This window comes from Roseobacter sp. N2S, from assembly GCF_031454055.1.
Classification (GTDB): domain Bacteria; phylum Pseudomonadota; class Alphaproteobacteria; order Rhodobacterales; family Rhodobacteraceae; genus Amylibacter.
This window is the reverse complement of sequence record NZ_JAVDQB010000003.1, coordinates 234,562-260,625: the sequence shown is the minus strand read 5'-3', so window position 1 is coordinate 260,625 and position 26,064 is coordinate 234,562. Positions and strand designations below refer to the sequence as shown.

General features: G+C 57.9%; 23 protein-coding genes. 15 read left to right on the top strand and 8 right to left on the bottom strand.

Annotated elements, in window-relative coordinates; all coding sequences use genetic code 11:
- Complete coding sequence (locus tag GGE09_RS10325; protein WP_309746038.1) at positions 1 to 750, bottom strand: sulfite exporter TauE/SafE family protein; 750 nt, start codon at positions 748 to 750, stop codon at positions 1 to 3.
- 122 nt (positions 751 to 872) lie between these two features.
- Here GGE09_RS10325 and xylB point away from each other — a divergent pair, with 122 nt between their 5' ends.
- The 4 genes from xylB to GGE09_RS10305 are packed head-to-tail and all read left to right on the top strand — an operon-like array spanning position 873 to position 5,944.
- A complete protein-coding gene (gene xylB, locus GGE09_RS10320) occupies positions 873 to 2,339 on the top strand; it encodes a xylulokinase (RefSeq protein ID WP_309746037.1) in 1,467 nt (488 codons plus the stop codon).
- 1 nt (position 2,340) lies between these two features.
- Positions 2,341 to 3,648: a xylose isomerase gene (xylA, locus tag GGE09_RS10315; RefSeq protein ID WP_309746036.1), complete on the top strand. Its 1,308-nt coding sequence runs from the start codon at positions 2,341 to 2,343 to the stop codon at positions 3,646 to 3,648.
- A gap of 5 nt (positions 3,649 to 3,653) precedes the next feature.
- Positions 3,654 to 4,634 carry an aldose epimerase family protein gene (locus GGE09_RS10310; protein ID WP_309746035.1) on the top strand — a complete coding sequence of 327 codons (981 nt, stop codon included), beginning with the start codon at positions 3,654 to 3,656 and terminating at the stop codon, positions 4,632 to 4,634.
- Positions 4,631 to 5,944: a cytochrome c peroxidase gene (locus GGE09_RS10305; protein ID WP_309746034.1), complete on the top strand. Its 1,314-nt coding sequence runs from the start codon at positions 4,631 to 4,633 to the stop codon at positions 5,942 to 5,944. The genes GGE09_RS10310 and GGE09_RS10305 overlap by 4 nt, the downstream gene beginning before the upstream one ends.
- On the opposite strand, the gene GGE09_RS10300 is transcribed toward GGE09_RS10305, so the two are convergent.
- On the bottom strand, positions 5,938 to 7,482 hold the full coding sequence (locus GGE09_RS10300; protein WP_309746033.1) for a CRTAC1 family protein: 1,545 nt from the start codon (positions 7,480 to 7,482) through the stop codon (positions 5,938 to 5,940). The genes GGE09_RS10305 and GGE09_RS10300 overlap by 7 nt on opposite strands.
- Positions 7,472 to 8,680: an ROK family transcriptional regulator gene (locus GGE09_RS10295; RefSeq protein ID WP_309746032.1), complete on the bottom strand. Its 1,209-nt coding sequence runs from the start codon at positions 8,678 to 8,680 to the stop codon at positions 7,472 to 7,474. Before GGE09_RS10295 ends, GGE09_RS10300 begins: the two co-directional genes overlap by 11 nt.
- A 177-nt stretch (positions 8,681 to 8,857) precedes the next feature.
- On the opposite strand from GGE09_RS10295, the gene GGE09_RS10290 reads away from it, so the two are divergent.
- From GGE09_RS10290 to GGE09_RS10270, 5 genes are all read left to right on the top strand, one after another.
- A complete protein-coding gene (locus tag GGE09_RS10290) occupies positions 8,858 to 9,883 on the top strand; it encodes a substrate-binding domain-containing protein (RefSeq protein ID WP_309746031.1) in 1,026 nt (341 codons plus the stop codon).
- A 135-nt stretch (positions 9,884 to 10,018) separates the two neighbouring features.
- Positions 10,019 to 11,341 (top strand): sugar ABC transporter permease, encoded by a 1,323-nt coding sequence (locus tag GGE09_RS10285; protein ID WP_309746030.1) that lies wholly within the window; start codon positions 10,019 to 10,021, stop codon positions 11,339 to 11,341.
- 12 nt (positions 11,342 to 11,353) lie between these two features.
- Positions 11,354 to 12,124 (top strand): ATP-binding cassette domain-containing protein, encoded by a 771-nt coding sequence (locus GGE09_RS10280; RefSeq protein ID WP_309746029.1) that lies wholly within the window; start codon positions 11,354 to 11,356, stop codon positions 12,122 to 12,124.
- A 1-nt stretch (position 12,125) separates the two neighbouring features.
- A complete protein-coding gene (locus GGE09_RS10275; protein WP_309746028.1) occupies positions 12,126 to 13,055 on the top strand; it encodes an ROK family protein in 930 nt (309 codons plus the stop codon).
- A gap of 32 nt (positions 13,056 to 13,087) precedes the next feature.
- A complete protein-coding gene (locus GGE09_RS10270) occupies positions 13,088 to 13,984 on the top strand; it encodes an alpha/beta hydrolase (protein ID WP_309746027.1) in 897 nt (298 codons plus the stop codon).
- An 85-nt stretch (positions 13,985 to 14,069) separates the two neighbouring features.
- Here GGE09_RS10270 and GGE09_RS10265 read toward each other — a convergent pair whose 3' ends face one another.
- Genes GGE09_RS10265 through GGE09_RS10250 form a run of 4 tightly spaced genes read right to left on the bottom strand, consistent with a single transcriptional unit; the run spans position 14,070 to position 17,889 of the window.
- A complete protein-coding gene (locus GGE09_RS10265) occupies positions 14,070 to 14,315 on the bottom strand; it encodes a MoaD/ThiS family protein (RefSeq protein WP_309746026.1) in 246 nt (81 codons plus the stop codon).
- Positions 14,308 to 16,557, bottom strand: coding sequence for a xanthine dehydrogenase family protein molybdopterin-binding subunit (locus GGE09_RS10260; RefSeq protein WP_309746025.1), 2,250 nt, complete (start codon positions 16,555 to 16,557; stop codon positions 14,308 to 14,310). Before GGE09_RS10260 ends, GGE09_RS10265 begins: the two co-directional genes overlap by 8 nt.
- A gap of 1 nt (position 16,558) precedes the next feature.
- Complete coding sequence (locus tag GGE09_RS10255; protein ID WP_309746024.1) at positions 16,559 to 17,032, bottom strand: 2Fe-2S iron-sulfur cluster-binding protein; 474 nt, start codon at positions 17,030 to 17,032, stop codon at positions 16,559 to 16,561.
- A complete protein-coding gene (locus tag GGE09_RS10250) occupies positions 17,029 to 17,889 on the bottom strand; it encodes a xanthine dehydrogenase family protein subunit M (RefSeq protein WP_309746023.1) in 861 nt (286 codons plus the stop codon). The genes GGE09_RS10255 and GGE09_RS10250 overlap by 4 nt, the downstream gene beginning before the upstream one ends.
- A gap of 429 nt (positions 17,890 to 18,318) precedes the next feature.
- Here GGE09_RS10250 and GGE09_RS10245 point away from each other — a divergent pair, with 429 nt between their 5' ends.
- From GGE09_RS10245 to GGE09_RS10220, 6 genes are read left to right on the top strand one after another with little or no spacing between them, the layout of a single operon-like run.
- A complete protein-coding gene (locus tag GGE09_RS10245; RefSeq protein WP_309746022.1) occupies positions 18,319 to 20,013 on the top strand; it encodes a class I adenylate-forming enzyme family protein in 1,695 nt (564 codons plus the stop codon).
- Positions 20,014 to 20,019: 6 nt separating this feature from the next.
- The gene (locus GGE09_RS10240; protein WP_309746021.1) at positions 20,020 to 21,306 is read left to right on the top strand and encodes a 3-hydroxyacyl-CoA dehydrogenase NAD-binding domain-containing protein; all 1,287 of its coding nucleotides are present in this window, start codon (positions 20,020 to 20,022) and stop codon (positions 21,304 to 21,306) included.
- Between the two features lies 1 nt (position 21,307).
- The gene (locus GGE09_RS10235; RefSeq protein WP_309746020.1) at positions 21,308 to 22,084 is read left to right on the top strand and encodes an enoyl-CoA hydratase-related protein; all 777 of its coding nucleotides are present in this window, start codon (positions 21,308 to 21,310) and stop codon (positions 22,082 to 22,084) included.
- 20 nt (positions 22,085 to 22,104) lie between these two features.
- Positions 22,105 to 23,406 carry an acyl-CoA dehydrogenase family protein gene (locus GGE09_RS10230; protein WP_309746019.1) on the top strand — a complete coding sequence of 434 codons (1,302 nt, stop codon included), beginning with the start codon at positions 22,105 to 22,107 and terminating at the stop codon, positions 23,404 to 23,406.
- Positions 23,407 to 23,409: 3 nt separating this feature from the next.
- Entirely contained in the window at positions 23,410 to 24,183 is a 774-nt protein-coding gene (locus GGE09_RS10225; protein WP_309746018.1) for an SDR family oxidoreductase, read from the top strand.
- 9 nt (positions 24,184 to 24,192) lie between these two features.
- Positions 24,193 to 24,963 carry an SDR family oxidoreductase gene (locus GGE09_RS10220; RefSeq protein WP_309746017.1) on the top strand — a complete coding sequence of 257 codons (771 nt, stop codon included), beginning with the start codon at positions 24,193 to 24,195 and terminating at the stop codon, positions 24,961 to 24,963.
- 83 nt (positions 24,964 to 25,046) lie between these two features.
- Here the strand turns inward: GGE09_RS10220 and GGE09_RS10215 are convergent, their stop codons facing one another.
- The gene (locus GGE09_RS10215) at positions 25,047 to 26,060 is read right to left on the bottom strand and encodes an amidohydrolase family protein (RefSeq protein WP_309746016.1); all 1,014 of its coding nucleotides are present in this window, start codon (positions 26,058 to 26,060) and stop codon (positions 25,047 to 25,049) included.
- Between the last annotated feature and the right edge of the window lie 4 nt (positions 26,061 to 26,064).

Genomic DNA, 26,064 nt, shown 5'->3' with positions numbered 1-26,064 from the left:
TTACACCCCGAAATAGGCGCGGCGCAGCAGGTTCAGGCCAAGGATCAGGAAAACGATCAGAATTGTGCTGCGGAAATACTGGGGCGAAAGGCGGTTGCGGAAAAACTCGCCCAAGGAATAGCCGATCAGCGCTGGCACGATCATCAAAGCCGAGGTCAGTGCCAGCGGTCCGGTCAGAAACCCGAGTTTTGCATAAGATACGCTTAACGGGATGCTGCCCACGGTCACCAAAAAACCCGTGGCGCGGATGAATTCGTCTTTGTCCACGCCGCGCATGGTCAGATACATGCCCAAGGGTGCCGCCCAAGCCCCCGTCAGACCGCCGATCACCCCCGCCGCTGTGGCAAAACCGACCTGCGCCCGCGCATCGTGTTTCACGGCGATGGCTGGCAGCCAGCCTTTCCAGCTAAAGCCCACAAAGATCAGGATCGCGACGCCAAGGGCTGCCACCAGCCAGCGGTCTTCAACGTTTTTGGCCAGCACACTTGTCAGCACCACACCGACGCATAACACCACGGCAAAGACGCGGTAGCGTTTGATGGTACGCAGAATATGCCCGCCCCGCAGCCATTGCCAGCCGTTGATGCCGACCATGGGAAACAGGATCAGCGAAATCGCGATGCGCGGCTCGATCACCAGCGTCATGGCAGCAATTGCCGCCGTAGGCAGGCCGATCCCCGCGATGCCTTTGACCAAACCTGCAAATAGAAAGGCGAGCGTGGCAATGACGGTGATGTTTGAAATATCCATGCCCCTCTTTAGCGGCCCTTCACAGGCGAGGCGAGACCGAAAGCGCCCTGCCCTTTGCCAGCTTACATCCATTGTGAATCTTTTAATTTGACAGAAAAATTAAATACTGGATAACTACCGCCATGGGAGAATCTATCAAAACATTTCTAGGCATTGATCTGGGAACATCCGGACTGCGCGCGCTGCTCGTAGATCAGGACGGGCGCACTGTTGGCAGTGCACAAGCGCATTACGCGGTGACCAATCCACACAGCGGCTGGTCTGAACAAGACCCCGCCGACTGGGTTGCCGCCTGTATCAGCGCCATTGCAGACTTAAACCGTAAGCATGGGCCGGAAATGGCACAACTGGCTGCAATTGGCACGGCGGGCCAGATGCACGGGGCCACCCTGCTGGACGCAGAGGGCGCGGTGCTGCGTCCTTGCATTCTGTGGAACGACACCCGCGCCCACGCGGAGGCCGCCACCTTGGACGCCCTGCCCGAATTTCGTGAAGTTTCAGGCAATATCGTCTTTCCGGGCTTCACCGCGCCCAAGCTGGCTTGGGTCAAAAACAACGAACCTGATATTTTTGCCCGCGTGGCTACGGTTTTGTTACCCAAGGATTATCTGTCCTTTTGGCTGACGGGCGCACGGGTGTCGGATATGTCTGACAGCGCAGGTACAAGCTGGCTCGATGTGGGCGCGCGGGACTGGTCCGACCCTTTGCTGGCGCAATCTGGCATGACGGCCAGCCAGATGCCCCGCTTGGTGGAAGGGTCGGAAATCGCCGCCCCTGTGACGGCCGAGCGAAGCGCCGAACTTGGCCTGCCAGACGGTGTTCTGGTGGTGGGCGGTGCAGGTGATAATGCCGCCGCCGCTTGCGGGATTGGCGCGTTGAACGAAGGTCAGGGATTTGTCTCGCTTGGTACATCGGGCGTGATGCTGGCGGGGAAATCCGGCTATGCGCCGCTGCCCTCTTCGGCTGTGCACACCTTTTGCCATGCAGTGCCGAACCGCTGGTATCAGATGGGGGTGATCCTTTCCGCCACCGACAGTCTGAACTGGCTGTCGCGCACCCTTGGCAAACCGGCTGCCGATCTGGCAGGGCTGCTGGACGGCCCTTTGCGCGCCCCTGGAAGCGTAACCTTTCTGCCCTTCTTGTCGGGCGAACGTACCCCCCATAACGACAGCCATATTCGGGGCGCGTTGCTGGGCCTTGATCACGCCACCGGACCCGAGGCTCTGGTGCAAGCGGTCTTTGAAGGTGTGGCCTTTGCCCTGCGTGAAAACCTTGATGCCTTGCGGGCAACCGGAACCGAATTGGCATCCGCCATGGCGATTGGTGGCGGGGCCAAGTCTGATTACTGGTTGCAACTGATTGCCACGGTGCTGAACATTCCGCTTGATCTGCCCGAAGACGGCGAAAACGGGGCTACCATGGGTGCTGCCCGCCTAGCCATTTGTGGTGCGACGGGTGCTGACCCTGATACGGTAATGACCCAACCCGCCATCGCCCGCCGCATCAGCCCCAACCCAGAGCATATCGCGGCCTATGAACAGGCCTACCAAGCCTATCGCACCGTGTATCCAGCTATAAAGGTATTATAACATGACAACTGGTTTCTTTGACGGGATCGCTCCCGCTAAATTCGTCGGCGCGGCTGGCGGAACAGATTACGACTACAGCCACTACAACCCCGACGAAATCGTCATGGGCAAACGGATGGAAGACCACCTGCGTTTTGCCGTAGCCTATTGGCATTCCTTCGCATGGGAGGGCGGCGACCCCTTTGGCGGCGCTACTTTTGAACGGCCTTGGCACCCCCAAGACGATATGGGCCGCGCCAAGATCAAAGCGGATGTGGCCTTTGAAATGTTCGATATCATCGGCCAGCCCTATTATTGCTGGCATGACGCCGACATCCGCCCCGAAGGCGATACATTTGCGCAAAGCCTGCGGAATTTTGAAGAAATCATCGATTATTTCGGTGAAAAAATGTCATCGCGCAAAATCAAGCTGCTGTGGGGCACCGCCAATATGTTCAGCCATCGCCGCTGGATGTCTGGCGCATCCACAAACCCCGACCCCGATGTATTCGCCTATTCAGCTGCAACAGTGAAAACCTGCATGGATGCCACGCAAAAGCTGGGCGGTGAAAACTATGTGCTTTGGGGCGGGCGTGAAGGCTATGAAACCCTGCTCAACACCGACATGGGCCGCGAGCTGGACCATATGGGCCGTTTCCTGAACATGGTCGTCGAATACAAACACAAGATCGGTTTCAAGGGCACCATTTTGGTGGAACCAAAGCCCCAAGAACCGTCCAAACACCAATACGACTATGATGCCGCCACCTGTTACGGTTTCCTGAAAAAATACGGTCTGGAAAACGAGGTGAAGCTGAACCTTGAACAAGGCCACGCCATTCTGGCGGGTCACAGCTTTGAACATGAAATCGCCACGGCTTCTGCTTTGGGCGTGCTCGGGTCCATTGATATGAACCGCAATGATTATCAGTCGGGCTGGGATACGGATCAATTCCCGAACTCTGTGCCAGAGGTTGCTTTGGCCTATTATCACATCCTCAAAGCGGGCGGGTTTACCACAGGCGGCACCAACTTTGACGCCAAACTGCGCCGCCAGTCGCTGGAACCTGCAGATCTGATCGCGGGGCATACAGGGGCGATGGATGTTTGCGCGCGCGGCCTGAAAGCCGCCGCCGCAATGATTGAAGACGGCGGTTTGGAAGCAGCCCTGCAAGACCGCTACAGCGGGTGGGACACAGAAGCCGCGAAATCCATGCTGGCCAGTGACTTTGACAGTATCTTTGAAACGGTTCTGTCTGGTGACATCGCCCCGCAGCCCCGATCGGGCAAGCAGGAACGGCTGGAAAACCTCGTTAATAAGTTCGTCTAAGCCCCATGCCCGGCGCCGCAGATATTCGCAGCTTTACCTTGGAAACTGCGCAGTCTGCGGTGACGCTGCTAAACCTTGGCTGTGTGACACAAAGCTGGGTCAGCAGCCTTGCTAGCCCGGAACGGTCCATTGTTCTGGGCTACCGTGATCCCGCGGCCTATTTGACCAACCCGCAGTTTCTGGGGGCGATTGTGGGGCGTGTCGCCAATCGCATCGCCAACGCGCGGTTTGAACTGGACGGGGTAGGTTATCACTTGGGCGCGAATGCGCCGCCCCATATTTTGCACGGCGGGCACGATGGGCTGCACCAGCGGATTTGGGATGCGGACGCGGATGGCAGCCGCGCGGTGCAATTGCGGTTGCAGTCACCAGACGGGGATCAAGGTTTTGCGGGGGCGGTGGATTTCACGGTAGAAATATCCTTGTCGGGCAACAGCCTGACCTATCAAATGAGCGCACAGGTGGACCGCCCCACCCCGATCAATCTGGCGCAACATTCCTATTACAATCTGGCTGGCTCTGGCCCGATCAAACATCACCGCCTGCACGTGGCCGCAGATGCGATCTTGAACACGGATGCAGCGGGCATCCCCCTTGGCCCCATGCACAGCTTGAACGGTCAGCCGCTGGATTTCCGCACAGGTAAAACCATCCAAGCCGGCGATCCGCAAAGCCACGGGATCGATCACAACTATTGTCTGACCCCAGATACCCCTGCCCCCCAAGCGCGGCTGTCTGCGGCAGGGCTGACCCTGTCGCTTTACACCGACCAACCCGGCCTACAGGTCTATACCGCAAGCAATCTGTCCCCCGTCGCGCCGCCCCTGCATGGGCAGAACCACCGCGCATTTACCGGGATTTGTCTGGAACCCCAAGGCTATCCCGATGCGCTGAACCAGCCCAGCTATCCTACTATTGTTGTCACGCCAGATCGCCCCTACAGTCAGCGCCTGACCATCGCGCTTGATCAAGAACCCCTGACATGAAACCCGTTCTAACCTTTCTAGCTGCCAGCTGTCTGGCCTTCCCCGTTCTGGCACAGGCGGACCCTTTGCCAAAGGCAAACGCCAGCTTTTCCACCCCTGACATGGATGAAGTCCACCTTGGGCAGTTATTGTTCTTTGACCCAATTCTCAGCGGCAATCGCACGGTGTCTTGCGCCACTTGCCACCACCCGCGTTTTGCCACGTCTGACGGCGTATCATTGGGCATCGGGGATGGTGGCATCGGGCTTGGGCCAGATCGCAGGCCAGATCCTGACAATTACCCCGAGGAACGGGTTCCCCGCAACGCGCCTGCCCTGTTCAATCTGGGTGCGGCCCAGTTCCAGACCTTGTTTCATGACGGCAGGCTAGAGACCGACAGCACCGACCCGTTCGGGTTCCGAACCCCTTTGGGCGAGGATATGGAATATGGTTTTGACGGGGTGCTATCTGCGCAGACCATGTTTCCAGTGCTGTCACCTGATGAAATGGCGGGGCATTATTCGGAAAACGACGTGTCACAGTCGGTGCGGCAGGGGTTTTTCACCGGGCCAAAAGGCGCTTGGGCTATTCTGACAGAGCGGGTGGCCGCGATACCGGCCTACCGCGCAGGATTTGACGCCTTACTGCCTTCGGATAAACCGTTACATTTTTCAGATATTTCCAACGCAATCGCTGCGTTTATGGCGTTTGAGTGGCGCGCCGATGACAGCCCTTTTGACCTGTTTTTGCGCGATGGCACGCCGCTTGACCAAGATGCAACTGCAGGGATGGCGCTGTTCTATGGCAAGGCGGGTTGTGGCACCTGCCACACGGGTCAGTTCCAGACCGACCACCAGTTTCATTCTATCGGCATGCCCCAGATCGGCCCTGGTAAATCGGCGCGGTTTGAATCCCATCACCATGATGTGGGGCGCATGCGGGTGACGGGTGCGGCGGGGGATGCCTATCGGTTTCGCACCCCATCCCTGCGCAATGTGATGCAAACCGCCCCCTACGGGCATGACGGTGCTTACGGTGATATTCGCGGCGTATTGGAACAGCATCTTTCGCCCGAAACAGCTTTGCGCAACTACGACCCTGCGCAGGCGGTTCTGCCCGACCTTTCTGGTGCCGTTGATCTGGCAAACCTGACGGACACAGACGAAATTGCACGGATTGCTGCGTCCATCGACATAGCACCTGTCACGCTTACGGATGCTGAAAAAGACGCAATCATCGCGTTTTTGGGCAGTTTGACCGATCAAACCAGCCTGAACGGGCGTTTGGGAGTACCAGCCACAGTTCCAAGCGGCCTACCCGTGGATCAGTAAGGCGCAGCGTTTAAAGCACCGCTAGCGCGGGTGATTGTGTAATAGCGATCCCCCGCCAGTTCCAACCAGTCGCTTTTTGCGCCGTCTGGCCAGATTACCCGTATGGAAAACTGATCCTTCGCACCCAGCCCGAAATGTATAAGGCCCAATTGCCCGCCTGCATGGCCTCCACCGATAGTGATTTCACGGCTGTGCAGCACATCGCCTGATTTCACCTCGACCCAAGCGCCGATGGCATCAGGGTTTGCACCGTTTTGCACCAGCCGCACGCCTGTCCAGTGGCCCGTGTCAGACGTCACATTCTGATACACTTCAAAGGGTGCGCGGCGGTTCACCACAACCACATCCAGCAGCCCGTCAAGGTTCAGATCCGCCAGCGCCGCACCGCGCCCGCGCATCAGACTGGCCAGTCCGGCGGACTCGGACCGCTCCACAAATGTCCCGTCGGCACCCTGCACCAGCAGGTTGTTGGGGTCCTTCATCGCAAGCCCCGGCATTTGCTCCACATTGCCCTTGGCAATAAAAATATCGTCGCGACCGTCATTCTGCACATCGCCAAATTCCACATGCCAACCGGTAGACGGCCGCCCGTCCCCCCCCGTAAACGGCCGCTGCGCTGTGGTGCCAAGGCTATAAGGCGCGTCCGTGAACCTTGGCTCTGTGGCGGGGCCTTCGTGGATTTGCAGGCGTTGATCCCCCATAGAGGTCATCATCACCTCGGGCAGGCCATCGCCTGTCAAATCACGGCTGGCGATGCCCATACCCCAAAGCTTGTGATCCACCCAGCCGTCATCTGCGCCGTAAAAGCGGGGCGTTGGCCCCATGCGCAACAGTTGTTCATGGCCGTTGGAAACATAGTAATGCCGATCATTGCTGATCCGCAGATCCGCCTGCCCGTTGCGGGACCAGTCGCTGAACAGCATGGACAGCGGGCAATAACCGGGGGTCAGCGGGATCGGCGGTGCGTAGGTTTCACCCTCGGGCCGGTAAAGGTAATTGACATCACAGGCTTCAAACGGTCCCTCAGGGTTGTTGCGATCCACATAGTTGCCAAAGGCCAGTGTGGGCAGGGATTGGCCCTGTTCCCATCTGGCGGAAAAGGCCGTGGTCCATGCGGGGATGTCTTGAAACGACAGGTCGTCAAACGGGGTGAACTGGCAATCCGCCCCACCTTTCAGCAGCAGGTTTTCCCCTACACGCAGCACCACCAGATCGGCCCAGCCGTCACTGTCCATGTCGATGGGATAAGCGCCAGAAACACCCCTGATCGGATCAGACGTGGCCTGCGCCTGTTCAAACGAAATCCCCCCGCCTATGGTTGAGGAATTGCGCATCAGTTGTGCAGGATCGGCGCCCCCCGCCACAAAAAGATCAGGCCGCTTGTCGTGATCGCAGTCCAAAACGGCCACACCGCCCCCGACAAAATGTTCCCAGCCGCCGCCGTAGATATGGTCGGGCGCGATAACGGGCGTAAAACGCGGATCGGCACCAGCAGGGGATGCCAGCACAGCGGCGCAGATCAGGGCCTTACACTTCATTTGCACGCAAGGCCGCAACCGCCATGTCCTCTACCCCTTCAAGCGCATAGGCCGCAGCCCCTTTGGCCCACATCAGATCGCCCCAGCGGTGGATAACCACCTCGGGCGGGGGTTGATCCACTTGGACAATAGAATTTTGAATACCCGCAATCACCTCTTCTGCGTACAGATGGTTGGAATGCATCCGCTCTCCGGCCAGAACGATGATCTGTGGGTCGAAAATATTCACGATATTGGCCAGCCCCATTGCAAACATCCGCCCGGCCCGATTGACGATATTACTGGCCAGTGGATCGCCGTCATGGGCGCGCTGTAACAAAGCCTCGATCCGGCGTTCATCGGTGGCAGCATCGCCGTGATCAGCCCCTGAACTGGTCACGCTGGCCTCGCGCAGCAGGGCGTAATCGGCCACATAAGCCTCTAGGCAGCCCCGTTGACCACAGCGACACAGCGCCCCGTCCAGATGGACTTTGGTGTGGCCGAATTCCGCACCGCACCCCCGCGTACCACGGTAGATTTCATTGTTGATGACGATGCCCATACCCACACCGCTTTCAATGGTAACAACGATGAAATCCGTCGCCTCGCGCCCGAGGCCAAAGCGTTTTTCCGCCATGGCCACAAGGTTCGCGTCATTGTCCACAAACGCAGGCACCCCCAGCGCAGTTTCGATGTCACTGCGCAAATTGACGTTGCGGTCCTTCAGCGAAGGCGACCAATGCACCAGCCCCTGCATCACGTCCACAATGCCCGCAATGCCAATACCGACCCCCGATAAATCCGACAGCTTCTTGCCCAAAGGGTCCAGCATCGCCTGCAATGCCGACGCCAGCAGCTGCACCATCGCCGCTGAAGAAAAGGTGGATTGTTCCATCTTGTGGCTGTGTTCGGCCAGTTGATTGCCTTCAAAATCCATCAACACCAAAGACAAAGACCGATGCGCGACCTTTATGCCCGCAACCAGATGGGCCGCACCGCGTATTTTCAAATCGACCCGAGGCCGCCCCCGCGCCATTTCCCCACCCTGTGCGGGCACCTCTTCGATCAGGCCCGCGCGGATCAACTCGGCTGTAACGGTGGTGACGGTCGCGCGGCTGATACCGGTATTTTGCGACAGATCAATGCGCGCAATCGGGCTGTTCTGGCGAATCGATGCCAGAAGAATGCGCCTGCCATATGTGCGTTGCTGTCCAATCATTGCGATATTCCCTATATTTCTATTGGTTTAAATCCAAGTGAAACCAACAGAAATTCCCCCCTTGGACAGTGTGGCCTGATTTAATTTGATTTTCAAATTAAAACTGCTATCACTTTTGAACACCCGAAGATTCGAGGCTCGAATCAAATCGGGTCGGATTACCTTTGGGAGGATATCATGAAGAAATTAACCGTCGCACTTGCGGCCGTCGCAACCGCCGCCATGACCACTGTGTCATTTGCTGCTGATCTGACCGTTGGTGTTAGTTGGTCAAACTTTCAGGAAGAGCGCTGGAAAACCGACGAAGCCGCCATCAAGAAAGCACTGGAAGCCGCTGGCGCGCAGTATATTTCCGCGGATGCGCAGGCCTCTGCTGCCAAACAACTAACCGATGTCGAAGCCTTGATCGCACAGGGCGCAGATGCGCTGATCATTCTGGCCATGGACAAAGACGCCATCATCCCTGCCGTCGATAAAGCAGACGCCGAGGGCATTCCGGTGGTCGGCTATGACCGCCTGATCGAGGATGACCGCACCTTCTATCTGACCTTTGACAACAAAGGCGTGGGCCGGATCATTGCAGAAACCGTCAGAGCGGTTCAGCCCGAGGGCAACTTTGCCATCATCAAAGGCGACAAAGGCGATCCGAACGCAGCGTTCCTGCTGGAAGGCATGATGGAAGTGATCGGCGCTGACGTTGAAGCTGGCAAAATCAAAATCGTCGGCGAAGCATTTTCCGATGGCTGGAAGCCTGACAATGCGCAAAAGAACATGGAACAAATCCTGACCGCCAACAACAATGCGGTGGATGCAGTTCTGGCTGAAAATGACGGCATGGCTGGCGGTGTGATTGCCGCCCTTGCAGCCCAAGGCATGACCATTCCTGTGGGCGGCCAAGACGGCGACCACGCAGCGCTGAACCGTGTGGCCCGTGGCACACAAACCGTTTCGGTCTGGAAAGACTCCCGCCAGTTGGGCTCGGCTGCGGCTGAAATCGCAGTGGCGCTGGCTGGTGGCACGGCTCTCGATGCAATTGACGGCGCGGTTAAATGGTCCGGTGGGTCAAAAGGCCTTGAAATGAATGCAATCTTTCTGGCGCCAACACCGATCACCAAAGACAACATCAATGCTGTGATCGACGCAGGCCATATCGCCAAAGACAAAGTCTGCGAAGGCGCAATGGACGGCGTTCCAGGCTGCTAAGCCAATCAAACTTCGGGCATCGCCATTCCTTGGCGATGCCCGCCCCCAATCATCACCCCTTTTATTGTTACTCTATGCTAACCTGACATTACACTTTCAGGACGCTTTAGCTTACTCTGGCTCGGGACACCGTATATGACCGATAACACCGCACACACGCAGGCCGCAGGCGCGCAAAAATCTGGCCCCTTCACCCGTTTCATCCGCGCAACCGAGTTGGACACACGTCTGCTGGGCATGATCGGCGCTCTGGCCCTGATCTGGATCGGTTTTCATCTGTATGGCCAGTTGGTTAACGGATTTGGCGCGTTTCTGACGCCCCGCAACCTGTGGAACCTGTCAGTACAAACTGCCTCTATCGGGATTATGGCGACAGGAATGGTGCTGGTGATCGTCACCCGCCATATTGACCTGTCGGTTGGGGCGGTCCTTGGCTTTTGCGCGATGATTATGGGCGTGACCCAAGTCTATATCCTGCCGCAGTTTCTGGGCCTTGGCCATCCGCTGTTGTGGATCCTTGCGATCTGCTCTGGCCTGCTTGTGGGCACTTTGGTCGGCGCGTTTCACGGCTTTCTGATTGCTTATGGCAAAATCCCTGCCTTTATCGTCACACTTGGTGGATTGCTGGTCTGGCGCGGCGCGGCGTTTCTGGTGGCGCGCGGCGAAACCATTTCCCCTGTAGACCCCACCTTTGCCCTGCTGGGCGGTGGCCCCTACGGCGCGGTTGGCGCAACAGGCAGCTGGATCATTGGCGTTTTGGGCTGCATTGCGGTTCTGGCCATGATGCTGATGGGGCGCAAACGACGGGTGGGCTACGGCTTTGCCCTGCGCCCGCTTTGGGCAGAAACATTTCTGGCGATTGTGGGCTGTGGCGCAGTGATCGGCGCGGTGCTGCTGGTCAACGCCTACCCTTGGCCCAAAGGCATCGTGAAACGCTATGTGGCAGAAACAGGTGTGACGGTCCCTGAAGGTGGTTTGTTCATCTCGCACGGCTTTGCCATTCCGGTGCTGATCCTTGTGGCGGTTGTTATCCTGATGACCATCCTGATGTCGCGTACCCGTTTTGGCCGCTATGTCTATGCCATCGGCGGCAATCCCGAAGCCGCTGAACTGGCAGGCATCAACACCCGCTGGATGACAGTGAAAATCTTTGCGCTAATGGGGTTCCTAACCGGCCTGTCTGCCGTGGTAGCATCTGCCCGACTGGGATCGGCCACCAACTCGCTTGGCACATTGGACGAGCTTTACGTCATCGCCGCAGCCGTAATTGGCGGTACGTCGCTGGCGGGCGGGGTCGGCACGATCTACGGAGCGGTGCTTGGGGCGTTCGTGATGCAATCCTTGCAAACCGGCATGGTGCTGATCGGCTTTGACGCCGCGATTCAGCAGATCGTCGTCGGCTCGGTGCTTGTCTTCGCCGTCTTTCTTGACATCCTCTACCGTCGCAATTCCAAGTAAGGGAACCGGATTATGACCACCACACAAACCACGACCCCGCTTGTAGAACTGCGCGATATTTCCATATCTTTCGGGGGCATACGGGCCGTTGATCATGTCAGCCTCGATCTGTACCCCGGCGAGGTTGTCGGCTTGCTGGGCCATAACGGCGCGGGCAAATCCACCCTGATCAAAATCCTGTCAGGCGCCTACCAGCGGGACAGCGGCGAAATCTGGATCGAAGGCAAAAAAGCCGAGATCAGCAGCCCCCGCGATGCCCGCGACTATAACATCGAAACCATCTACCAAACACTGGCACTGGCCGACAATCTGGACGCGCCGTCCAACCTGTTTCTGGGGCGCGAACTGACTAATGCCATCGGTTTCGTCGATGACGCCCAGATGGAGGCTGAGACCCGCAAGATCATGGCCCGCCTCAACCCCAACTTTAAAAAGCTGAAGGAACCGGTATCTGCCCTGTCTGGCGGCCAGCGCCAATCCGTTGCCATCGCCCGCGCGGTCTATTTCAACGCCAAGATCCTGATCATGGACGAACCCACAGCCGCGCTGGGGGTGCATGAAACCAAAATGGTTGCCGATCTGATCCAAGAGCTGAAAAAGCAAGGGCTTGGCATCTTTCTGATCAGCCATGACACCCGTGAAATGATGGAACTCTGCGACCGCGTGTCGGTCATGAAAAACGGCCAGTTGATCGGCACCGAACGGGTCGAGGACGTGACTGAAGATGACATCCTGTCGATGATCATCATGGGCAAGAAAAACCCTGATCAGGCTGTGAACTGACGTGCAAAAACCTTGCTATATTCTGGCCGATATTGGCGGCACCAACGCGCGTTTTGCCTATGGCGACGCGAGCGGCATTCATACCAAAAGCCAACGCAGCTATCGCAACGGGGATTTCATCCGCTTTGATGATGTCCTTGCTGCGTTTCTGGCTGATTGCCCGCCGCCCCCATTGGCGGGTGGATGTTTTGCGGTGGCAGGCCCCGTTGCTGGCCACGCCGCACGGCTGACCAACCGCAACTGGCTGATTGATACAGATCACGCCGCACGGGTCGCAAAAGCGCCGTCCATTCGGTTGATCAACGACCTCTCTGCGCTAGCCCGCGCAACCGCTTGCCTGTCCGATGATCAGGTGCAGGTGGTGCGCGGCCAACCCGCAGGCCAAAGCAACGGCCAGTCACTGGTGCTTGGCCTTGGCACGGGTGTCAATATCGCCACGCGGATGGGCACATCAGTGCTGGCCGCTGAAATCGGCCACAGCGCCCTGCCCCGCCACATGACTGAGCTGCTGGAACAGGCCACCAACCAGCCCGTGCCGCCTGACACAACCGTCGAACACATTCTGTCAGGACGCGGGTTTGAAGCGATCTATCAAAGCCTGTCGGGCAAAACCCTTGGCGGCGCGGAAATTGCCGCGCTCGCACAGGCAGGAACCGATGAAACTGCGCTCAAGGCACGGGGATTGTACCAAAGGCTGACCGCACTTTACCTGCGGGATCTGGCCTTTCACTACTTGCCCAAAGACGGGTTATTTCTGGCCGGCAGCGTGGCGCGCAGCCTGCTGAGCGACATTCCGGTCTGGCAACTTTTGTTTGCATTGGATCAGGATGGCCCCTTTGATGCGGTCCTGCGCGACATTCCGGTGTCCCTGATCACCGATGACGCTGCGGCATTGTCAGGATGTCTGGAAACCGCCAAAGACCCTGCCTAAACTTAAGGCAGCAGCGCAGCAGAGGTTTTCCCATGCAAGACATCCAGTTTGACATCAACGGCAAGACGTTCCACGCCATAACAGCCGGAACCCCCGGCAAGCCGCTACTGCTGTTCCTGCACGGCTTCCCTGAATATTGCGGCGCTTGGGCAGGTATCCTGCCCTCTCTGGCCGAGGATTATTACTGCGTTGCCCCTGATCAACGGGGCTACGGCCAATCGTGGCGCGGGCCTGATGTGGCGGATTACGCCACCAAACATCTGGCTGCTGACGTGCTGGCGATGATCGAAAAATTCGGCAAAGGCACTGCTGCGGCGCTGATCGGCCACGACTGGGGCGCATCGGTTGCCTATGCCTGCGCCATGCGCGCGCCGGACGGGATGATCGAACGCCTGATCATCGCCAATGGCGTCCACCCGGCACCTTTCCAAAAGGAACTCGCCGCAGGGGGCGCGCAGACCGCCGCCAGCCAATATATCGAATGGCTCCGCGCGGATGGATCGGAAAACGCCCTTGCCGAGAATGACTTTGAGCGGATGTTCGGCCTGTTCGCTAAACACATGGATATGCGGTGGCTGACAGACGACCTGCGCAAAGCCTATCACGCTGCATGGCGGGACGCGGCGGGCGTGCGCGGCATGGTCAACTGGTACCGCGCCACCCCCTTGCTGGTGGCCAAACCCGGCGAACCGATCCCTGCTGACAAACTGCCCGTCTGGGACCAGGCCGCCTTGTGCATCACCATGCCCCATCTGCTGATCTGGGGGATGAAGGACACCGCCTTGCTGCCCGAAACCCGCAACGAGCTGGCGCAATATTGCGATGATTTGACCATTGTGGAACACGCAGATGCCGACCACTGGATCATCCATCAACAACCAGACTGGGTTGCCGATCAGATCAGCACATACCTGTTACAGACGACCTAGTCGCGCGTTCAGAATGGATATTTAACCCAAAAAGAGCTTTTTTGTTTGCCCAATATCCCCGCCGGAGGCTTGAATACTTTTCCTGTCAGCCGCCCTTAAGCTGCTGCATAAGATAAACTTCGCTGTCGGGTTTCACAGGTTCGGTCAGACCGCTTGCGATGACTTTACCATCCACGGCCACCGATACCCCTGCTTCGATCACATGTTCCAGACCGGGGTATTGCGCGACGAGGCCCGTTAGGACCTCGCCGACATTTTTTGCGTCCACCTCTACGCAGTCTTTGCCATCGGCAAAGGCGCGCAGGCCGGACCAGAGGTTAACCTCAACCATTTGCCTGTTTATCCAAGGCTGCCAGAATGCGTGGTGGCGACATGGGCAGTTGTTTCAGCCGCACGCCAGCCGCACTTGACACAGCATTGGCAATCGCCGCCAAGGGCGGACAGATTGACGTTTCACCCACCCCGCGCACACCATAGGGGTGGCCGGGGTTTGGAACTTCGACGATCACCGTGTCGATCATTGGCAGGTCAGACGCCACAGGAATACGGTAATCAAGGAAAACCGCGTTTTGCAAACGTCCGTCTTCGCCGTAGATATATTCCTCGTTCAGTGCCCAGCCGATGCCCTGTGCAGCACCGCCTTGGAACTGGCCTTCCACATAGGTCGGGTTGATCGCCTTGCCTGCGTCCTGCACAACTGTGTAGCGCACGATTTTGGTCTGGCCGGTTTCTTTGTCGACCTCTGCATCCACGATATGGGTGGCGAAAGAAACGCCAGCGCCCTCGGGGGTTGCTTCAAAGTGGCCTACAATCGGACCGCCTGTGCGCCCCATGCTGCGGGTCAGCTTTTCGATTGGAAGCGGATCAAAATCACCTGCATTCGGACCCGAAGGTTTGGCACAGCCGTCTTCCCAGACCACCGCGTCCTCGTCGATGCCCCATTTCGCAGCCGCACGTGCGCAGAGGATTTTCACCGCCGCACGGGCTGCTTTGATCGTCGCCAGACCGGACGCATAGGTTACGCGGGAACCGTGAGACACTTCGTTATAGCCCAATGTCGCAGTATCCGCGACGGTGGCGCGCACGCTGTCGTATGGGATGCCCAGTTCTTCGGCTGCCATTTGCGCCATAGATGCGCGCGAGCCGCCGATATCAGGTGTGCCCACAGACAATTGCGCAGTACCATCTTCGGAAAGGGCCAAAGTGACCGAGGTTTCGCCACCGTGGTTAAACCAGAACCCGCAGGAAACGCCACGGCCCTGACCCTCTTTCAGCGGAGCCGAATAATGGGGGTGGGTTTGCGCCGCTTCCAGTGTTTCCACCAGACCGATACGATCCCACGTCGGGCCGAAGCTGGCCTTAGTGCCCTGCTTAGAAGCGTTTTTCAGGCGCACTTCGATGGGGTCCAGATCCAGCTTTTTGCACAGCTCGTCGATCACGGATTCAACCGCAAACGCCGCCATAGGGGAACCGGGCGCACGGTAAGCGGCCTGTTTCGGACGGTTCGCCAGCACGTCATAGCCAACCTGCTTTACGTTTTCCAAGTTATAAGGCGCAAAGGCACACATGGCAGTGAATTCCATAGGCGCACCGGGGAATGCCCCGCCTTGCAAACGGAATGTACCCTCACCTGCTGTGATTATGCCGTCTTTGGTCATGCCGATTTTCACATCCATCGAGGTCGAAGATGTGGGGCCAGTGGCGCGGAACACTTCAGAGCGGCTCATCACCAGTTTGACCGGACGGTTTGTTTTACGGGCCAAGGCCAACGCAACAGGTTCGATGAACACAGCCGTTTTACCACCAAAGCCACCACCGATTTCCGATGCGGTAACGCGCAGTTGCGATGTTTCCATGCCCAGCATTTCCGCGCAAAGTTTTTGCACGTTCCAGTGGCCTTGGGTACAGCACCACAACTCGCCTTTGTTGTCTTTGCCAAGTTGGGCCAGACAGGCGTGGGGTTCGATATAGCCCTGATGGGTTGCTTCGGTCAAAAAGCTGTCTTCCACCACCAGATCAGCGGCAGCAAAGCCTGCATCCACATCGCCGTGACCGCTTTCGTGGTAGCGCACTACGTTGGGGTGCATGCCTTCGGGAACGGATTTATCCGCTGCCCCTTCACGGATCACAGGGGCATCCGCAAGCATAGCTTTGTCCACATCAGTGACGTGGGGCAGGATTTCATATTCCACTTCCACCAGTTTGGCCGCATCCCGCGCGATCAAAGCCGAAGTCGCGGCAACAGCCGCAACCGCATGGCCGTCATACAGGGCTTTTTCACCAGCCATGACGTTTTCCAGCACGTCCAGATTGCCACCCTTCAGGCCCGTTGCGAAATCGGCACGGGTAACAAAACCTTTAACGCCTTTCAGCGCCGCAGCTTTGGTCGTGTCAATTTTTACAATCCGCGCATGGGCGTGGGGGGAACGGATGATCGCGGCGAACAACATGCCCGGTGCTACAACATCGGCGCCGAATTTGGCTTTGCCTGTTACCTTGTCGATCCCGTCAGGGCGCTTTACCCGTTGGCCAACAACTTTGAAGTTATCTGTTTTTACGTCATCAAAAGCCATATCAAGAAGCCTCTCTCAGGTCAGCAGCGGTTTCCATAACCGCGCGGATGATTTTGTCGTAGCCAGTACAGCGGCACAGGTTGCCCGCCAGCCAATAGCGCACTTGGGTTTCGGTCGGATCGGGGTGTTTTTCCAGCAAGGATTTGGTTGCTACCAGAATACCCGGTGTACAAACCCCGCATTGCAAAGCCGCATGTTCAATGAATTTTTCCTGCAACAGGTGCAGGTTTTCACCGTCTGCGATACCTTCAACGGTTTCAATCTCTTTGCCTTCGGCCTCGGCCCCGAGCACCAGACAGGAACAGACCAGACGGCCATCCATAGTGACAGAGCAGGCCCCACAGTCGCCGGTGCCGCAGCCTTCTTTTGAACCGGTCAGGCCCAGTTTATCGCGCAGTGTATCCAGCAGGGTTTCCCGCGGATCACATAGGAATTCAACATCGTCGCCGTTAATTTTTGTACTTACATGGATCATGATGCGGCCTCCGCCCGTTGGTATGCAATTTTGGCGGCGCGCTTCGCCAGGACGCCAGCCACATGGGTGCGGAATTCAATGGTCCCGCGTTTGTCGTTGATCGGTTTGCAGGCCGCACTGGCCGCTGCTGCCAGCGCGTCCAGCGCTGCGTCATCCAGTTCGGTGCCGATGATCGCTTTGGCAGCCGCATCCACCAGCAGAACCGTCGGCGCCACCGCGCCAAGAGAGACCCGCGCCTCGATGATTTTCTTGCCGTCCAGCCGCAGGTTGATGCCACAGCCCACAACAGCAATATCCATTTCAGTGCGCGGGATGAACCGCAAATAGGCATCCCCCCCATGTGCGCCCCGTGCGGGCACATGGACAGCCGTGACCATTTCTCCCGCCGTCAGGCTGGTTTTGCCCGGTGCGGTCGGGATGTCTTCGACGGCAACCCGACGCTCGCCGTTTGGCCCTGTGACAGAAACCGTCACGCCAGCGGCAACCATCGCTGGTACGCTGTCCGCTGCGGGCGATCCGTTACACAGGTTGCCGGTCAATGTGGCGCGGCCCTGCACTTGGGTCGAGCCGATCAGATCCATGGCTTCAACCAGACCCGGCCATTCCTTGCCAAGGGTATCGTGTTCGGTCATTTCTGCGCCCGTAACGGCCACCCCAATGCGCCAGCCGTCACCTTCGCGGGAAATCTCGGACACGCCGGCGATTTTCTTAATGTCGATCAATACATCTGGCGTGACGATATCAGCGCGCAACTGCACCAGCACATCTGTGCCGCCCGCAAGAAAGCGGGTCACACCCTGTGCGTCTTTGGCGATTGCCACTGCATCATCAAAACTGCTTGGCGTATGATACTGCATGTTTCCTCCTGGAATTTGGGCGGCTTGCACCCGATTTTATGTCGTCTTTATATGTTCGTCGTAAAGTTAGCGCCTTTCGGCCAGCGGAAAACCCAGAATCGACGTATGGGCAGACCGTGCCTGTCACACGCCCAAGTCGCAAGCTAGAAATCACCTTTCCCAAGGCCACAGTGTGGAAAAAATCTAACCCTCGGCTGAAAACGACCGTGGGTCAAACTTCCGTTACGTTAGGAAATTTCAGCAAAACACTTGCCAAGGCTAGCCCGATGTTATGACCTATCGCTGTGCTGGTGCGCGGCCCGTCAATCGGCCACCCACCCACTCGGGAGGAAATATGAACACCATTTTACGCCAGACGCGGGCGCATAGCCGCTCCGTCCCATTTTGCAAAAGATATGCCAGTCGGTTTTCCATCTGCGGGTTTTCATCATGAGCGGGATGACCTTGGCCGAGGCTGCCGCCCATGTCACCGCAACCGATCCGCGTTTTGCGCTGACCACAGCCAATGTGCGCGGCGTGGACTACCGCGTGTTCCAGAATGCACCGCCCCATTTGCGGGCCTTGATGCAGGCATCAGCCCCAGCCCACGGCGACGGGGCCGATGAGTATCTGGTCTACCAGAATGAACGCTGGACCTATGACGCCTTTTGTGACGAAATCCGCCGCATGGCTGCCGCGCTACAATCTGAACTGGGCATCACACAGGGCGACCGCGTGGCACTGGCTATGCGCAACTTTCCCGAACTGCCGATACTGATGATGGCCATCACCAGTATTGGTGCGGTGGTGGTGCCTTTGAACGCTTGGTGGACCACGGACGAACTGGACTACGCCCTGACAGACAGCGGTGCCACATTGGTATTTGCCGATGGTCCCCGCTTTGAACGGATCGCCGCCCTTGGCGCGGACAAGGCCCCCAAACTGGTTGGTCTGCGCGACGCACCTGCGGACAGCCTGCGCTATGAAACCTTGCTGGCCGCAGTTCCTAACGCCGAATGGTCGGACGCGGTTATTCACACCGACGATGATATGGCGGTGATGTATTCCTCGGGCACAACGGGGCATCCCAAAGGTGTGGTGCAAACCCATCGCGGCGCCATGTCGGCAATTTTCACATGGCTGATGTCGCTGGTCATGCCGCCCCTTATGGCGCCAGCCGATGAACCTCCTGCGCCGCCCGCTGGCCCCCAAGCCATTCTGGTGGTCACCCCGATGTTCCACGTCACCGCAACCCATCCGATGTTCCTGCTTAGCCTGCCCATGGGAGCCAAGCTGGTCTTGCTGCACAAATGGGATGCAGACGAAGCCGTGCGCGTTATCGCCGCTGAAAACATCACCCGTTTTCTGGGTGTCCCCACCCAATCCGCCGATCTGATGGAGGCCGCAAACCGTTTGGGCACCCCGCTGCCGTCCCTGCAATACGTGGGCGCGGGCGGTGCCAAACGCCCCGCCGCCCAAGTGGCCAGACTGGAAGCAACCTTTCCGCAAGCCAATGTGGCATCTGGTTGGGGCATGACCGAAACCAATGCCGTGGGGCTGGGCATCGCCGGACCTGATTACGTGGATAAACCCGGGTCAGCGGGCCGTTTGTTGCCCCCCATTCAGGATCTGGCCATTCTGGACGATGCGGGCAATCCCCTGCCCCTGAACACCATTGGAGAGTTGACGGTAAAAAGTCCCGCCAACATGCGCTGTTATCTAAACAAACCCGAGGCCACCGCCGAGGTGTTTCAAGACGGCTGGCTGCGCACCGGCGATATGGCAATGCTGGATGCAGACGGCTATGTGACCATTGTGGATCGCAAGAAAGACATCATCATTCGGGGCGGCGAAAACATCGCCTGTCTGGATGTGGAAGGCGCGCTGCACAAACATCCCGCCATACACGAAGCCTGTGCCTTTTCCGTACCGGATGAGCGTCTGGGCGAAATTGTCGGCGCGGGTATTGCAATAAACGCGGGCCAGTCCGTAAGCGCCGAAGATTTGAAAACCTTCCTGCGCGACCATCTGGCCCAGTATAAAATACCAGACCGTTATTGGTTCCAAACCACCCCTTTGCCGCGCGGTGCCACAGACAAACTGGACCGCCGCGCCCTGCGCAAAGACTGCTTATCAAAGGACTAGATCGACATGGACGTAGCACAATACCTTGAAACCGCAGGCACGCTGGCATGGCAGGTTCCAAACCTGCCAGACACCACCCCGCACCGCCCCATCAAAACCGTTGGGGTTATAGGCGCGGGCACCATGGGCGGCGGGATTTCGATGAATTTCGTCAATGCGGGCATGACCGTAAAGATCGTCGAAACCAAACAGGACGCGCTGGATCGCGGCCTGTCCGTGGTGCGCGGCAACTATGAACGCTCTGCCAAACGGGGCCGGTTCCCGATGGAAGAAGTAGACGAGCGCATGTCCCGCTTTGTCGGCTGCCTGTCCCTGTCTGATCTGGCGGATTGTGATCTGGTGATCGAAGCCGTATTCGAAAACATGGATCTGAAACGCGAGATTTTCACCGAACTTGATCGCGTGATGAAACCGGGCGCAATCCTTGCCACCAATACATCGGCACTGGATATTGATGAAATCGCATCCGTGACCAAACGGCCCGAAGATGTGATCGGCCTGCATTTCTTTTCCCCTGCCAACGTGATGAAACTGCTTGAAATTGTCCGCGCCGATCACACGGCTGATGATGTGGTGGCCACCTGTATGTCGCTGGCCAAAACCATCGGCAAAGTGGCCACGCTGGTTGGCGTCTGCCCCGGCTTTGTGGGCAATCGCATCCTGTTTGCCCGTCAGGCGCAGGCCAATCGTCTGTTGAACAAAGGGGTCATGCCCTGGGATGTGGACGCCGCGCTGAACCAGTTCGGCTTTCGCATGGGGCCGTTTCAGATGTCGGACCTTGCAGGGCTGGATATCGGCTGGTCCAAGGGTGCAAAAACCGCCAATCCGATCCGCGATGCCCTGTGCGAAATGGATCGCCGTGGCCAGAAAACCCAAGCGGGGTTCTATGACTATGACGAAAACCGCAACCACACCCCGTCAGATGTATCCGCCAAGGTGATCCGCGACATTACAGGGGTTGAACCGACTTCAATGCCTGTCGATCAAATAATCGAGGCCTGTATCTATCCGATGATCAACGAGGCGGTTAAAATCCTTGAAGAAAACAAGGCCCAGCGCCCGTCTGATATAGATGTGGTCTGGATCAACGGCTATGGCTGGCCTGCGGATAAAGGTGGGCCGATGTTTTATGGCGATACGGTTGGCGCGGCGGCAGTTCTGGCCAAAATGGAAGACCTCGCCAAAGACGATCCCACCTGTGAACCCGCCGCCCTGCTGCGCGAACTGGCGGCAAAGGGTGGCAAGTTCACCGACATCGACATAGGTGGTCTGAAAACAAAAGGAGACGCTTGATATGGCTTACGAGTTTATCACAACCGAAAAACGCGGGAATATCCTGCTGGTCACAATGAACCGCCCCGAAGTCTATAATGCGGTGCATGGACCGATGCATGACGAAATGTCCCAGTGCTGGGATGATTTCGCCACCGATCCCGATCTGTGGGTGGCCGTGCTAACAGGCGCTGGCGACAAAGCCTTTACCGCAGGCAACGATCTGAAACACACCGCCCAAGGGGGCAAAGGCCCGACCAGCACCAACGGCTTTGCGGGGCTGTCTTCACGCTTTGATCTGGAAAAACCGATCATCGCGGCCGTAAACGGTTTTGCCATGGGCGGCGGTTTTGAAACCGCGTTGTCCTGTGACATCATCATCGCATCCGATCAGGCCACATTCGCCCTGCCCGAGGTCAAGGTCGGCTTTTTCGCTGCCGCATCGGGCGTGCAACGTCTGTCACGCTATATCGGGCGGCTGGCCGCGCAGGAACTGATGTTCACAGGCCGCAAGATCACCGCAGCCGAGGCGTTGTCGCTGGGCTGTGTCAACGCGGTCGTGCCCCACGCAAACCTGCTGGACGCGGCCATGGCCAAGGCAGAGGAAATCGCCTCTGTGTCCCCGTCATCCGTCAAGGCCACCAAACGGGTACTGAATTCCATGAATGTGGCCGAAGGCCTGCCCCAAAGCAACGAATACAGCCGTGAAGTCATCCAAGACCTGATGACCACCGAAGACTTCAAAGAAGGCGTCAGCGCCTTTGTCGAGAAACGCAAACCAAATTGGGTAAACCGCTAAGCGGAAAGGACACTACCACTATGTCACTAGGAAACCACAACGCAGAGCTGAACCAGCTGGCCATGTCTGAAAAGGCGCAGCCGCTGCTGGACGCCGTCATCGCGCATATTCGCGACAATGTTGATCCGATCACCGAAGAATATTACAAACTGGGCGAAGGCCGCGCAGATCGCTGGTCCCATGCGCCGGGCCAGTTGGAACTGCTGGAAACCGCCAAGGAAAAAGCCCGCGCCAACGGGTTGTGGAACTTTTTCCTGCCCAACGCGGAAACCGGCGAGGGCCTGTCCAATCTGGACTACGCCTATATCGCCGCAGAACTGGGTAAAAACCCGCTGGCCCCTGAAACCCTGAACTGTTCAGCACCTGATACCGGCAACATGGAGGTGCTGGAACGCATCGGCACGCCAGAGCAAAAAGAGAAATGGCTCAAGCCTCTGTTGGCTGGTGAAATCCGCTCGGCCTATGCCATGACCGAACCCAATGTTGCATCGTCTGACGCCAAGAATATTTCCACATCTGCGGTGCTGGAAAACGGCGAATGGGTGATCAACGGCGAGAAGTTTTACATCTCTGGCGCGGGCGATCCGCGCTGTAAGATCATGATTACAATGGTGAAAACATCCCCCGATGCGGAAACCTTCAAGCAACAAAGCCAGATCCTTGTGCCGATTGATGCACCGGGTGTGGAAATCCTCGGGCCGATGCATGTCTTTGGCCACGATGACGCCCCCCACGGCCATATGCACATCCGTTTCAACAATGTACGCGTGCCCGAAAGCAACATGCTGCTGGGCGAAGGACGCGGCTTTGAAATCAGTCAGGTCCGGCTTGGCCCCGGACGCATCCATCACTGCATGCGCTCTATCGGTCAGGGCGAACGGGCGTTGGAAATGATGCTGGAACGGTCCCTGAACCGTGAAGCTTTTGGCAAAAAGATCATTGATCTGGGCAAGAACATGGAAACCATTTCCCGCGCCCGTATCGAGTTGGAAGCCATGCGCCTGATGGTTCTGAAAGCCGCCCGCGCCATGGACGTTCTGGGCAACAAAGAGGCCCGCATCTGGGTGTCTGCGGTGAAAGCCATGGTGCCTGAAAAGGTCTGCCAGATCATCGACCAATCCATGCAGGTGCACGGCGCGGCTGGCTTGTCCCAGTGGTTCCCACTGTCCGATATGTATGCCGGTCAACGCACCCTGCGCTTTGCCGATGGTCCTGATGAAGTCCACCACCACGTGGTCGCCCGCGCAGAAGTGCAAACCTATAAAAACTCCAACGACCGCACACCGATCATCGCCGCTGGCAGAAAATTTGAGGGGCCATAGATCATGACACAGCTTTTTGACATGACAGGAAAGGTCGCGCTTTTGACAGGCGCGTCCAAAGGCATGGGTTTTGAGATGGCCAAAGCCATGGCGCTGCACGGCGCCAAGGTGGTGATCTCGTCCCGCACACAGGCGGATCTGGATACGGCAGCCGCCGCCATCAATGAGGCTTGCGGCGAGATCCGCGCCTACGGTGTGGCCTGCAATGCGGGCCACAAAGACCAGTTGGAAGCACTGGTCGCCAAAACCCACGACCTATTGGGCACAATCGACATCGTCTTTGGCAACGCAGGCGTGAACCCCTATTACGGGCCGACCTCGGAAATTTCCGACAAAGCCTATGAAAAAACCATGCAGGTCAATGTGCAATCCAACCTGTGGCTGGCACAACTGGTCGCACCGGACATGGAAAAGAACGGCGGCGGCTCGATGGTGTTCACCTCGTCTATCGGGGCGTTCAAACCCTCGGTTCAACTGGGCACCTACGCCATGTCCAAACTGGCCGTCATCGGTCTGGTGCGCAATCTGGCGGCTGAATTCGGCCCCAAAGGCATCCGCGTCAATGCGCTGTGTCCGGGCGTTGTGCGCACCGAATTCGCCCGCGAGTTGTGGGACAATCCCAAAGCCGCAGAACGGGCCACCCGCGACATCCCACTGGGCCGCTTCGGCGAACCCGAAGACTTCGCCGGTATCGCGGTTTTCTTGGGATCAAACGCCAGCCAATACATCACGGGGCAAGCCTTTACCGTCGATGGCGGCTCCGTCATGTGGACATAGGGGAACATCATGGAACTTAAAGACAAAATCATCGTTGTCACCGGGGCTGCTGGCGGCATCGGCAAGGCGATGGCAATCCGTTTTGCCGCAGAAGGCGCAAAATGTGTGGTCTGTGCCGATCTGAACGGCGCAGGTGCGGCGGCAACGGCCAAAGAAATCGGCGGCGTGTCCTTTCAGTTGGATGTGGGCAAAGAGGATGAAATCAAAGCCCTGATTGACACCACAGAAGCCGAGCAAGGCCCGATTGATCTGTTCTGTTCAAACGCTGGCATCCTGTTTGGTGGCGGCGTCGAAGTGGAAAACGACAAGTGGCAGACAATCTGGGACGTGAACGTAATGTCCCACGTCTGGGCCGCCCGTCACCTTGTGCCATTGATGGAAAAACGCGGCGGCGGCTATCTGCTGAACACCGCTTCCGCTGCAGGACTGCTCAATCAGGTGGGCGCGGCCCCCTACGGCGTGACAAAACACGCAGCCGTTGGGCTGGCCGAGTGGCTGGCGATGACCCATGGGGATCAGGGCATCAAGGTCTCTGTCCTTTGCCCGCAGGCAGTGCGTTCGGACATGACGAAAGGCCATGAAGACGGCGTTGCATCGTTGAACGGCATGCTGGAACCCGAGGTCGTGGCCGAGGCTTGCGTCAAAACCATCCGCGACGAAACTTTCCTTGTGCTGCCCCACCCCGAGGTGATGGATTACATGCGCAATAAAACCAGCAACTACGACAAATGGATCGGCGGGATGCGCAAACTCAACCGCATCTTTGGCGGCGCAATCTGATCGCCAGCCCCCAAACTCTTTTTGGGAAAAATATCCACACCGAAGGCAGATCCGGAACAGGCAACTGTTCCGGATTTTTTGCGCTATAGCCCATAAACCTGCCGCGCCGTGCCTGCGAACATCCGTGCCTGATCCGCCGCGCTGTAGCCTGCTGCGATCTTCTTTAACCCGTTCCACAACACACCATAGCTGATCGACGCCCGATCCACCGGAAAGTTGCTTTCAAACATGCAACGATCCGGCCCGAAACAGGCGATCATATGGTGATACCACGGGGCATAGGCCGCCTCGAACTCATCCGACGTCAGGGGTTTTGCCCGTTCATGCCAGCCCCAGCCGTTGTCCGGCATGGCCAATCCGCCCAGCTTGGCCCTGACATTAGGACAGGCCGCAATTTCTGCCATTTCGTCTTTCCAAGCAGCAAAAATTGCTTCCCGTTGCCCGGCAAACCGCCCAACCCCAAGGGGCGTGCCAAAGTGATCGAGCACCAGCGTTGTGTCCGGCACAGCGCGGGCCAGTGCCGCGAAATCCTTGTTCTGGGGATGGTAATGCCATGTGTCATAAGTCAGCCCCCGCGCACCCAACAGGGCAACGCCGCGCTGAAAGTCTGGTTCCAGATACAGGCCCTGATCGCCACGGGGCTGGATTTTGAAATCAGCGGATTCCACATCCCACGCCCCCGCATGGCGGATGCCTTTGAACAAATCGCCACCCGCAGCACAATGCGCATCAAGAATAGCGCCTAAATCCCGCCGCCGCAGGTCTGCATGGGCTACAATCCCTGCGATCTGCGCCCGTTCAGGATGCAGACGCGCCAAGGCCGCCTGCCCCGCCACATAAGCGGTTTCCCCCACGGGCGCGAAACCGTCAGCCACATCGCTGTAATAGGCCGAATGGCATTCAATATAGACGGTTTGCACGACCCTATGCCCTGCCCCGATATCACGCCACAGGCTGGCCAGTTCATAGCTGCCCCCGTCCCGCTGCCAAAGGTGATGATGGGGATCGACGATCTCGACCTCTGGTGCGATGGCGTCTTCCACCCCCTGCGCCAACCAATCCTCGCGGCCTGCCGCGCGGGCAATCCATGATACCATATCC

Coding starts and splice junctions, on each gene's coding strand:
- GGE09_RS10300 (WP_309746033.1), bottom strand. CDS start 7,482: ATGAAGTGTAAGGCCCTGATCTGCGCCGCTGTGCTGGCATCCCCTGCT.
- GGE09_RS10255 (WP_309746024.1), bottom strand. CDS start 17,032: ATGATCCATGTAAGTACAAAAATTAACGGCGACGATGTTGAATTCCTA.
- GGE09_RS10305 (WP_309746034.1), top strand. CDS start 4,631: ATGAAACCCGTTCTAACCTTTCTAGCTGCCAGCTGTCTGGCCTTCCCC.
- GGE09_RS10295 (WP_309746032.1), bottom strand. CDS start 8,680: ATGATTGGACAGCAACGCACATATGGCAGGCGCATTCTTCTGGCATCG.
- GGE09_RS10270 (WP_309746027.1), top strand. CDS start 13,088: ATGCAAGACATCCAGTTTGACATCAACGGCAAGACGTTCCACGCCATA.
- GGE09_RS10310 (WP_309746035.1), top strand. CDS start 3,654: ATGCCCGGCGCCGCAGATATTCGCAGCTTTACCTTGGAAACTGCGCAG.
- GGE09_RS10280 (WP_309746029.1), top strand. CDS start 11,354: ATGACCACCACACAAACCACGACCCCGCTTGTAGAACTGCGCGATATT.
- GGE09_RS10250 (WP_309746023.1), bottom strand. CDS start 17,889: ATGCAGTATCATACGCCAAGCAGTTTTGATGATGCAGTGGCAATCGCC.
- GGE09_RS10230 (WP_309746019.1), top strand. CDS start 22,105: ATGTCACTAGGAAACCACAACGCAGAGCTGAACCAGCTGGCCATGTCT.
- GGE09_RS10290 (WP_309746031.1), top strand. CDS start 8,858: ATGAAGAAATTAACCGTCGCACTTGCGGCCGTCGCAACCGCCGCCATG.
- GGE09_RS10220 (WP_309746017.1), top strand. CDS start 24,193: ATGGAACTTAAAGACAAAATCATCGTTGTCACCGGGGCTGCTGGCGGC.
- GGE09_RS10285 (WP_309746030.1), top strand. CDS start 10,019: ATGACCGATAACACCGCACACACGCAGGCCGCAGGCGCGCAAAAATCT.
- GGE09_RS10260 (WP_309746025.1), bottom strand. CDS start 16,557: ATGGCTTTTGATGACGTAAAAACAGATAACTTCAAAGTTGTTGGCCAA.
- GGE09_RS10235 (WP_309746020.1), top strand. CDS start 21,308: ATGGCTTACGAGTTTATCACAACCGAAAAACGCGGGAATATCCTGCTG.
- GGE09_RS10215 (WP_309746016.1), bottom strand. CDS start 26,060: ATGGTATCATGGATTGCCCGCGCGGCAGGCCGCGAGGATTGGTTGGCG.
- GGE09_RS10325 (WP_309746038.1), bottom strand. CDS start 750: ATGGATATTTCAAACATCACCGTCATTGCCACGCTCGCCTTTCTATTT.
- GGE09_RS10225 (WP_309746018.1), top strand. CDS start 23,410: ATGACACAGCTTTTTGACATGACAGGAAAGGTCGCGCTTTTGACAGGC.
- xylA (WP_309746036.1), top strand. CDS start 2,341: ATGACAACTGGTTTCTTTGACGGGATCGCTCCCGCTAAATTCGTCGGC.
- xylB (WP_309746037.1), top strand. CDS start 873: ATGGGAGAATCTATCAAAACATTTCTAGGCATTGATCTGGGAACATCC.
- GGE09_RS10240 (WP_309746021.1), top strand. CDS start 20,020: ATGGACGTAGCACAATACCTTGAAACCGCAGGCACGCTGGCATGGCAG.
- GGE09_RS10265 (WP_309746026.1), bottom strand. CDS start 14,315: ATGGTTGAGGTTAACCTCTGGTCCGGCCTGCGCGCCTTTGCCGATGGC.
- GGE09_RS10245 (WP_309746022.1), top strand. CDS start 18,319: ATGAGCGGGATGACCTTGGCCGAGGCTGCCGCCCATGTCACCGCAACC.